The 11330-nt window shown below is 32.9% G+C and carries 6 protein-coding genes; 5 read left to right on the forward strand and 1 reads right to left on the reverse strand.

Going from position 1 to position 11330, the window contains the following annotated elements; translation table 11 throughout:
- The coding region (locus FWJ34_RS14495; protein ID WP_308256043.1) for a DUF4335 domain-containing protein at positions 1-1441 on the forward strand (1441 nt) is incomplete at its 5' end.
- 141 nt (positions 1442-1582) lie between these two features.
- Here FWJ34_RS14495 and glgA read toward each other — a convergent pair.
- Positions 1583-3058 carry a glycogen synthase GlgA gene (gene glgA / locus FWJ34_RS14500; RefSeq protein ID WP_308256044.1) on the reverse strand — a complete coding sequence of 492 codons (1476 nt, stop codon included), beginning with the start codon at positions 3056-3058 and terminating at the stop codon, positions 1583-1585.
- 197 nt (positions 3059-3255) lie between these two features.
- Between glgA and FWJ34_RS14505 the strand changes: the two genes are divergently transcribed.
- From FWJ34_RS14505 to FWJ34_RS14520, 4 genes are all read left to right on the forward strand, one after another.
- Entirely contained in the window at positions 3256-4017 is a 762-nt protein-coding gene (locus tag FWJ34_RS14505; protein ID WP_308256045.1) for a peptidylprolyl isomerase, read from the forward strand.
- Between the two features lie 109 nt (positions 4018-4126).
- Positions 4127-7174 carry a peptidase domain-containing ABC transporter gene (locus FWJ34_RS14510; RefSeq protein ID WP_308256046.1) on the forward strand — a complete coding sequence of 1016 codons (3048 nt, stop codon included), beginning with the start codon at positions 4127-4129 and terminating at the stop codon, positions 7172-7174.
- An 82-nt stretch (positions 7175-7256) separates the two neighbouring features.
- Positions 7257-8990 carry an HlyD family efflux transporter periplasmic adaptor subunit gene (locus tag FWJ34_RS14515; RefSeq protein ID WP_308256047.1) on the forward strand — a complete coding sequence of 578 codons (1734 nt, stop codon included), beginning with the start codon at positions 7257-7259 and terminating at the stop codon, positions 8988-8990.
- A gap of 125 nt (positions 8991-9115) precedes the next feature.
- On the forward strand, positions 9116-11330 hold a 2215-nt coding region (locus tag FWJ34_RS14520), incomplete at its 3' end, for a DHH family phosphoesterase (protein ID WP_308256048.1).

Consider the following 11330-nt stretch of genomic DNA (forward strand, 5'->3'; position numbering starts at 1 on the left):
TCCTCATTCTCCTTGGCTTAATTTTGGTTCAAAACCTTTTCCCCAACATTTTAGTTTTCAGTTACATTTTGATGATCCTCGTTTACCTCAAAATGATAGAAGTAGTATAATTGGCGATCGCAATTTATTAGAAAAATTAAGAGAAAAAGTAAACGAATATATCAATAATTATTTAAAAATCAATAATATTTTCGATGAATGTTTAGCTTGTGAGTTACCTTCAGCAAATCAAGAAGAATTTATTTCTATAACCAGAGATTCTACCTATCGTCACCGACTTTTTTATCATTCTCTTTTCCCAAAAGAAGAAATTATTGAAATAGTTTTAACTAACACTCAACTATTGGATTTTGTCAATGCTTTATCAGCTTATTATTTAGATTCATCAAAAAAGTTGATCAATCAAGAAGATTCTATTTCTAGTAACTTAGGATTGAGTATCACCATAACTGCTTTAGTTTTTTTGATTGGGGGAAGTATTTGGTGGCGTTATGAAAGACAAGTTACTACAAACACTATTACCCAAGACTTAAATCAACAAGCCATTAAACCAAATGTTGAGCCTGTTATTCCACCTTCAAAATTAGATCCTAGCACCTTACCTTCTATTATTACTCCTGAAGTACCAGAAGATTTGAAAAAGAGAAATCCTTTATTACCCCCCTCCCCTGTTAGTGCTCCACCCCAAGGGAATGAAACAAATACCGTAAATAATAATATTCTTAATCATAATTCTCCTACTCAAAGAGCAGAAATGGTGATTGCACCACCACCTTTAGCACCATCTATATCTAATTTACCACCTTCGTCTGTGATGATGGTGAATGAAAATCCACCTAATTTAATGGGGGGTATTCAACCCTCTATACAGCCCGTCACGCCTTCTTTTCAACCAACAACGATAATACATTCTTCTTCACCGGCAGCACCTACTCCTATCCCTACTCCTGAATACCCTTCTCGCCTTTCGAGTTTACCAGTATTGCAATCTCGTAATTTGGACAAAGTGCAAAATCTTTTACCTACACCTCAAGAGAATATTCCTAATCCAATTCAACCCGGTATTAATACTTTGAATAGTGTTTCACCTTCAGTGATTGAAAATATGCCTGATTTTAGTCAACACATCAGCAAATTAGATTCGTCATTGGAGGGGAAAAAATCTGGTGCAATGGTTTCTGGTGATGTGAAACAATATTTTCAAAATAAGTGGCAACCCCCCGAAAATTTAAAACAAAGTATTGAATACCGTTTAAATTTTAATCAAAGTGGCTCTTTAACCAAAATAACCCCCATGGGGCAAGTAGCAATTATTTTTCTTGATCGTACCCAAATGCCATTATTAGGAGAAAAAATGACATCTTCATTTACTGATATTGATCAAGTTACTGTTAGATTAATTTTAAGTCCTAATGGCAACGTACAAACTTTTTACGAATAAAAATAAAGGTTATTTGAGATTAGAATTTAGAATTTAGAAAATTTAGCATTATTGCCTATTACCTATTGCCTATTGCCCAGACGTTGCCCATTCCCTATTCCCTATCCTCACCAAAACACTTTTTGACGCACCCCTAATTAATTATTTATGACGTAAAAAATCGTAAAGATCAATATATTTTTGCCCTGGATTTTTCCAAGAATAATCATAATTCATCCCTTGTTTTTGCAATTTCTCAAACTCTTTAGGGAAAAGATGCCATAATGCGATCGCTCTTTCTAAAGCTGATTCTAGGGCAGGATGATCTGTTTCATAAAAGACATACCCGTTTCTTTCTTCTTCTGGATGATTTTGATCATAATCCTTATCAAAAACTGTATCAATTAAACCACCTACTCCACGAACTACTGGAACAGTACCATATTTTAATCCAATCATTTGAGTCAAACCACAAGGTTCATAATCACTAGGTACTACATTAATATCTGCTCCGGCATAAATTAAATGGGCTAATTCTTCATTAAAACCTAATTCTAAATGACAATCGGGGTTGTTATTGAGAAAGTGTTTTTCATGCCAAAACCAATTATTGATAGCAGATTCGGTAGCTGATCCTAATAAGACAAATTGAGCATTATGATGGAGAGAATAGTAGATAGCATGGTGTACTAATTCTACTCCTTTTTGACGATCAAGTCTGCCAATATAGGCAACGATGGGTTTTTGATCATCTTTTAATAATAGTCTTTCTCGTAAGGCTTTTCTATTTTTTGCTTTCTGACTAATTTTACTGATATTGTACTGATAAGGGATGAAAGTATCAATTTCAGGATTCCAAATATTATAATCAATACCGTTGAGAATACCGCTAAATTTATAGTTGTGGAGTTGTAAAGTATGACCTAAACCATAACTAACACCGCTAAATCTTGCTTCCCAACCATGATGAGGGGAAACGGTATTGACATGATTAGAATAAACAATACCTCCTTTCATCATATTGAGGGCAAAAGGATTAAAATTATCTCTGAGGCGATCATAACTGTAATAATAAGGCTCATTATTCAAGCCCGTAGCCTGTAACACTTCAGAGCCACAAATACCTTGATGTTTAAAATTATGAATTGTATAACAAACCCGTTGATTAGCCATACCATGCCATTTATACATCTCGTATAACATCACCGGAATTAAGCCCGTTTGCCAATCATGACAATGGATAATGTCAGGGCGTTTATTACTAATAAAAAGAAATTCTAAAGCCGCTTTTGAGAAAAAAGCAAACCTCATATTATCGTCATTTTGACCATAGTAACAACCCCGATTAAAGAAATGATCGTCAGAATGGGGTTGAATAAAGAAACAGAGTCTGCCATGAACCCAACCACAAAATACCGAACAATGAATAGTGCCACCATACCAAGGAACATATAAATCTTTATAGGCATCGTGCAAACCCCAAATATGATCATAACGCATACAATCATACATAGGTAAGATGATTTCTACCGCATGACTTCGATTTTCGATTTCACGGCTCAACCCATAGACAACATCCCCTAATCCTCCTGCTTTAATCACAGGTGCGCACTCTGAAGCAATATGAACAATATACATAGAGAGCTTTTACCTCATTCGTTTTTCTTTCAAATTGATACATTTTATATCAAATTCTCGTGATTTTGTAAATAAATGTAAATATTGACAGTGATTTGTCATTAGTGGTTGATCATTGGTCATTATTGGTCATTGGTGATTCCTGATTCCTCATTCATTGCTATAGTATTTTATGTTATGTTTATTGATTATTGTTTATGAATCCTAGTTTACAAGTCGGGGATGTTATTATTACCCCAAAAAATATTTTTCCTTTATTAGCTGAAAAACAAATGATCGCCCCTTTAGCTAGAGAAATTATTTTAGATGAGGCGATCGCCCACATTCAATGTACTCCCGAAGAAACTGCCATAGCACAACAACAGTTTTTTATGCAGATGCAATTAAATACGGAGGATACAGAAAAGTTAAAACTTTGGTTAACAAGAAACTATTTGACAAGAGAACAGTTACAAGAAAGAATTTTAAGGGGGATTAAATTAGAAAAATATAAAGTAGAAAAATGGGGTAATCAAATTGAATCCTATTACTTAAAGCGAAAAAGAGAATTAGATAAAATCATTTATTCATTGATTAGAACAAAAAATGCGGGAGAAGCTCAAGAATTATATTTTCGGATTAGTGAAGGAGAAAAAGAATTTGCTGAGTTAGCCCGACAATATTCTCAAGGTGCAGAAGCTGAAACTGGTGGATTAATCGGCCCAGTAGAATTAACTATTCCTCATCCTGAAATTTCTCAAAAATTAATGACATCCCAACCCGGGCAAGTATTACCGCCCATGAGAATCGGTGAATGGATTGTTATTTTACGTTTAGAAAAGTATTTAGCGGCACAATTAGATCAAAATATGCAAAGAAGATTACTTGATGAGTTATTTAATACATGGTTGAATGAAATTATCCAAACTCAAGTACAACTAAACCTTCAAAAAGAAACCGTGACAGAAAATATAGAATAAAATGTCAAAATGAAAGATGAATAATGTTAGATCTTGGAGATTTTAAATTACAATTAACAAAATTAAAATTGCTTTATTGAACAGAAAAATAAATCAAATATTATAAATCATGGTATATACAGTTAGTTCTGTAGCAGAATTTATCTCTACAGTGACACCTTTTAAACAATTATCATCAACGACTATTGAGGAAATATCTAAGCATTTTCAACCTCTCAAATATGATTTGGGGCAGATTATGCTCATTAAAGACAAAATCCCTCCTTACATTGCCATTATTTATGAAGGACAAGCTCGTTGTATTGCTTATGATCCACGCAATAGTCAACCCGTTAGTTTACAATTACTCAGTAATGGTAATGTTATCGGTTGGCAAAGCTTAATTCGAGGTTTTCCATGTGAAACGGCGATCGCATCGACAGCGGTAATTGCTTTAACTTTAGACAGAGATAAATTTTTAGAGTTAATCAAAAAACATCCATCGGTGAAAGAATATTATCAAAATCAGGCAGGTTTAATCGAAGTCTTTGATTTATTAGGTTATCAACTTACTCATCGAGCGACTGGGGAAGGGAATCTGAAAGAATTAACGAAACAAGCCATTGATCATGTTCAAGTTTATAATTTGTCTTCAGGAAAACAAAAACAACTACCACCACCACCAGAAAATCAGATTTGGGTATTGAGTAGCGGTATCATTAAAAACTTTGAAATAGGCTCAGAAATTCCTTCTGATAGTCTATTAACCCTTGAAACTGATTGCCGTTTTATTTCTATAGAGTTACCTGAGCATCAAGAATTACACAAGCCCACAAATAACAACGCTTCTGTTAAACAAGAAGAAATAGAAGATGTTTGGGCAGATGATTCTCCTTCAAATAATAATCAGATTCCCACTGTTACGCCATCGGTGTTGATGGATAATCAAGAAATTCCAGCAGCTGATCCAACAATATTACAAAAACAACCCAGTGCGTTAAACCTCGAAAGTAAAAAACCTCTAAGAAAATATCCCTTTTTTGGGGGTAAAACCGAAGCAGATATTGGTATTGCTTGTATGCGAATGTTAAGTAAATACTATAAAATACCCTATAGAGGTGAAGTATTAGTTCGTATTATCAAAGAACAAGTTCAACGAAGTGGGCGTTTATCCCTCGATATTTGTGGAGCAATTACAGAATTAATAGGCTTAAATGCTCAACTGATTAATATTCCTGCTGGGGCTTTAGGGCGTTTAGAAGGACCTTTTTTAACAAAATTATCTGATTCTTTAGTGATTGTCTATGCTACCAGTGATAAAACAATCATCGTAGCAAATCCTATTTTTTCAGGGGTGAAAGAATATAAAACTAACGATTTTCTGGAAATTTGGGGGCAAGAAGGTAAAGTTTTATTACTTAAACAAACGAAAGAAACCCCTCAAGAACAATTTGGTTTAAGTTGGTTTGTACCTTCTTTAATTAAATATAAATGGAGTTTAATAGAAGTATTTATTGCTTCTTTCTTTGTTCAACTGTTTGCCCTTGCTAATCCTTTGATGATTCAGATCATTATTGATAAAGTTATTGTGCAAAATAGCCCTGATACTCTACAAGTTTTAGGAATCTTTTTAGTAGTTTTAGCAGTATTTGAAGCTATTTTAAGCACTTTGCGGACTTATTCTTTTGTGGATACCACTAACCGCATTGATATGACTTTGGGTTCTGATATTATTGATCACCTTTTACGGCTACCTCTGAGATACTTTGAAAAGCGTCCAGTAGGGGAAATTTCTACTCGTATTAATGAGTTAGAGAATATTAGATCATTTTTGACGGGAACGGCATTAACGGTGGTTTTAGATTCGATTTTTTCCGTTATTTATATTGCGGTAATGTTTGTGTATAGCCCCTTATTAACTTTTGTGGCATTAGGTATTATTCCTGTTTTTGTACTTTTAACCCTCATTTTTTCGCCACTAATTCGCCGTCAATTACGAGCAAAAGCTGAACGTAATGCAGAAACTCAATCCCACTTAGTGGAAATTATGTCAGGGATTCAGACAGTTAAAGCTCAAAATATCGAATTAAAATCTCGTTGGGAGTGGCAAGAGCGTTATGCTAAATATGTAGGTACTGGTTTTAGAACGGTGATTACTCAAACTTTAGCAGGTTCGGCTAGTAATTTTCTTAACCAATTATCTCAACTTTTAGTTTTGTGGGTTGGTGCTTACTTAGTCCTACAACAAGAATTGACTTTAGGGCAGTTAATCGCTTTCCGGATTATCTCTGGTTATGTAACTTCACCAATTTTACGCCTTGCTCAATTATGGCAGAATTTCCAACAAACCGCTTTATCTCTGGAACGTTTAGCGGATATTGTCGATCATCCTCAAGAAGCCCAAGAAGATCGAGATAACATTCCTATGCCTTTAATTCAGGGTACTTTGAAATATGATAATGTCTGTTTTCGTTTTAAACCTCAAGGTCCGTTACAATTAAATAATGTTAGTATTGAATTTCCAGCAGGTACATTTGTCGGTATTGTGGGCGAAAGTGGTGCAGGTAAAAGTACCATGACAAAACTGGTTTCTCGACTTTACGAACCTGAAGCTGGACGTATTTTGATTGATGGTTATGATGTTACTCGAGTTGAATTGTACTCTTTACGAAGACAAATAGGAGTAGTACCTCAAGAAAGTTTATTATTTGATGGTACTGTATTAGAGAATATTGCTTTAACTAATCCTGACGCTACCACTGAAGAAATTATTAGAGCTGCTGAAATAGCTGTTGCTCATGATTTTATTATGAATTTACCCAATGGTTATAATACTAGAGTAGGAGAAAGAGGAGCTTCTTTATCCGGCGGACAAAGACAACGTATTGCCATCGCCCGTTCTGTTTTGCAAAATCCGAGAATGTTGATCTTAGATGAGGCTACCAGTGCCTTAGACTATAATACAGAAGCTCAAGTATGTCAAAATTTAATTCATGCTTTTAGCGATCGTACAGTATTATTTATTACTCACCGTTTAGGTACAATTCAAAATGCTGACATAATTGTAGTGATGGATACAGGGGCAGTAGTCGAAAAAGGTACTCATCGTGAATTAATGGCGATGACTGGACGTTATTTTTATCTTTATCAACAACAGCAAAAATCTAACAATAATTAGGAGTTAGGAATTACAGGCAAGATAGCTGTTTTACAGTTAGAAGTTAGAAATGAGGATGTAAACTTTACAACTATTAATGATTATGAACAACAATAACGGCAAGAATTATCTAAAAACAGATACATTATTACAAGAAAATGCCAACAACACTAACGGTAAAAAACCCGTTGAAGAATCAAAAATTAATCTTAATACTTCCGATTTTGAAAAAGACGTCCTTCTTAAACCATCTCCTATTTGGTCTCGTACTATAGCATGGAGTATTATGGGAGTAACAGTTTTTGCCATTAGTTGGGCAGCCATTGCTAAAATAGAACAGGTTGTAACGGCAAGAGGACAATTAAAACCAAAAACTACAGTCAAAGAAATTCAAGCACCTTTAAATGGTGTCGTTAAAGAAGTAAAAGTAGAAGATGGGCAACACGTCAAAAAAGGTGATTTGATGGTAGTTTTTGATTCTGATGCTAGTACTTCACAGCTAGAATCTTTGGAAAAAATCAGAAATTCTTTAGTACAAGAAAATAAATTCTATCGTACTTTAATTAATTCTTTATTGAGTCCGACACAAATAAAACAGGCTATTAGGAATTTAAAATTACCGCCTGAAATAGAAGCCTTAGCTTTAAATAGAGCCGAATTAGTTGCTGAAAATCAATTATATAAAATACAATTATCAGAAGGAACGAGTAACATTAGTGAACTTAAACCAGAGGAAATTGCCAGACTACAAGCGGCTTTTGCAGAATTAAATTCTCGCTCTGGGGCGGCAAAACTACAGACTCAACAATTGGAAAAACAACTTAGCCAAACGGAAGTTAAATTAGCTGATGCTCAAAAACAAGTAATTAATGATCGCAAAGTATTACAAGAAATCCAAAATCGGAATGAAAAATCTGTCATTGAAGCCGAAGAAAGTTTAAGAATTGATCAAGAAATTCTTGACAGTATTACACCATTATCGGAAGAAGGTGCGTTAGCCACCATTCAAATTGAACGACAAAAACAACAAGTACAAGACAGAAGAAGAGATTTAGTCGATCGTAAATCTAATGGTAAAATTGAGTTTGAAAATCAACAACAAAAGGTAGATACTACTTTAGCAGAAATTGAACAATTAAAAGAAGAAAAAGCTCGTTTACGTCTTAATATTAATCAAGCTGAAGAACAATTTAAAAATACTTTAGCTATAACTGAAAAAGATGTTCGCGATCGCATGGCAGTAAATAATCAACGTATTGCAGAATTAGACTCTCAAATAAATAAAGTCATTGTCGATAATGAAAAACGTATCGCCGAAACTAACAGTCAAATTAGTAGTGCCAAACAAACGATTAAATATCAAGAATTAAAAGCCCCTGTATCTGGTGTCGTTTTTGATTTACAAGCGGGTGTTGGGTTTGTGCCAAAAATTGGACAATCAGAAGCATTACTAAAAATAGTACCCGATCCTGGTCCTGATAATCCTTTAATAGCTGAAGTTTATGTTACTAACCAAGATATAGGTTTTGTACAAGTAGGGCAAGATAGTGATGTCAGAATTGACTCTTTCCCTTACAGTGAATTTGGAGATATAAAAGGAAAAGTGTATTTTCTTGGTTCAGATGCACTACCACCTGATCAAATTTATAATTTCTATCGTTTTCCAGTGAAAATAGAATTAGATGCTCAAAAGTTAGTCATCAGGGGTGAGCCTGTCGTCTTACAGTCGGGTATGTCAGTAAGTGTCAACATTAAAGTTAAGGAAAATCGTACTGTTTTGAGTTTATTTACCGAATTATTCACCAAGAAAGTAGATAGCTTGAAACAAGTGCGTTAATAATTGACAATTAGAATAAATTAGGAATTGGCTGTATTCAATATTCTCTTCCTTTTAAGAGAGGATAAAGGGAGTATTCCTACCGTTACTAACTTTTTGATGCACCCCTACTTAAGGCATGACACATGAAAACTGAATGGAAAATTGCCCAAAATAATGATATTCCTGAATGGTTTTTCAGAGAAGTTAATTACCTCACCAACAAAAATAACTCTGATTATTTAGCACCATTATTATGGGGTAGAGGTATCCGTGATTCTCAACAATTAAATTGGTTTTTAGAGACAAATAATTATCAATCTCCTTCTTTTATTTCTGAATTTGGATGGGAAATTAAACAAGCATTAACACGTTTAGAAACAGCATGGAATCAAAGAGAAAAAATTGCTATTTGGGGAGGTTATAATCTTGATGGTGTCACCGCTACTTGTGTTTTGTGGGAAGGTTTAAAACTTTTTTTCCCTCTCGAAAATCAGTTAATTTATCATCTTCCTGATAGTTTAAATGATTCTCATAGTTTAAAAAGTCATGGTATTGATTTTTTACAACAACAAGGAATTAGCCTTCTTATCACCGCCGATATGGGAAGTAATAACTCTAGTGAAATTAATTATGCTAATAGTTTAGGTATCGATATAATTATTATTGATCATCATAGTTTACCAGACGATCGCCCAAAGGTAATTTCTTTCCTTAATCCCTTAAATTTTGCTGAAAATCACCCTTTTTACCATCTTTCAGGGGTTGCTATAGCCTATAAGTTACTAGAGGCTTTATCTCAAAAATTTTCTTCTCTTTCTTCTCAACCTATTCGCAATTTACTTGATTTAGTTGCCATTGGTTTATTAGTGGATGCCACTCCTTTAAAAGGCGATTGTCGTTATTTAGCACGGGAAGGCATTAAAATTTTAAAAGAAACAAAACGATCAGCTATTGCTATTTTAGTTCAATTATGTCAAGATAATGGCGATCGAGCGATGGATATTTCTCTAGGTATTGCCCAAAGAATTAATGCAATTAATTATATTGAAAATAGTACTAATTTTATTTTTCAATTATTAACTACGAAGGATGAAAAATTAGGTGAAGATTTAGCTAATAAAGTAGAAAAAGCTCATTTTAATGTGAAAGAGTTACAGAAAAAAATTCTTAATCAAGTAAAGAAAAAAATACAGAATTTAGATATATCGAATATTGGAGTTATTCTTGTTAGCGATAGTCAATGGGAAGTAAAAATTTTACCCTTAATCACTAATATTATCAGTCAAGAATATAATCGACCTACTATCTTCTTATCTATCGATAATGATTCTATGATAGCAAAAGGTTATGGTTGTGGGATCAAGAATATTGATTTAGCTGAATTATTAACTAATAAACAAGAATTATTACATCGTCTTATTCATTATCATGACACCATCGAATTATCTTTACCTGTAGAAAATATTGCCTTACTTAGAGATAATCTTAATCAGCAAATTAGAAGTAAAATTAGTTTTGATTCTTTACAACCAATTATTAATATTGATTTAATAATAACAGTAGCTGAATTAGGTCAAAATTTACGTCATGAATTAAGATTAATTGAGCCTTCTAGCGTGGATAATCCTAACCCTAAATTATTAATAAAAAATTGTTGGTTTAAAATTTTAAGAAATACAAATAAAAGTTACAATAGTAAAATAAAACAAGGACAATATATCCAAACTTATTTTACAATTTTTGATCAAACTTCTCCAGATAAAGGTTTTAATGGTATTTGGTTAGGACATTATAGCAGTGACATTAACCTTAATTGCTATTATGATGTAGTAGTAGAATTAGATTATAATTGTGCAGAAAAAAAATATTATATTAGAATTATTGATCTTAAATTTAGTCAAGAAAAGAGTAATTATTATAACACCATAAAACCTTCACCTTCTATTATCGATCATCGTTATCAAACAACCTTATTAAGCACTAATAATGATGATATTTTATTAGATAAATGTCCTTTTCAATGGCAAGAAATTACCCATAATTATCAAAATGCTATGGCATCTAAAAAAAATTTAGTCTTAGCCTATAATCATAATAATCAAAAAAATAGTCAAGAATTATGGCAAAAATTTATCGGGATAGTTAAACATTTAATTCAGGAAGATAAAACAAGAGAAATAAAACAAATATTAGAAGAAATAGATATGAGTGAATTAGGTTTAAAAGCAATATTAAATTCTTTAGAAAAAATTGGCATTATTTATGAGAATAGAGAAAATAGAATAAAATTTAAGCAACTTTGCCCAACATTTTCCACTGAAATTTATCAAGAAATTAAACAGCAATTTCAAGATATAG

The organism is Geminocystis sp. GBBB08, from assembly GCF_016743215.1.
In the GTDB taxonomy this organism is placed as follows: Bacteria; Cyanobacteriota; Cyanobacteriia; order Cyanobacteriales; family Cyanobacteriaceae; genus Geminocystis.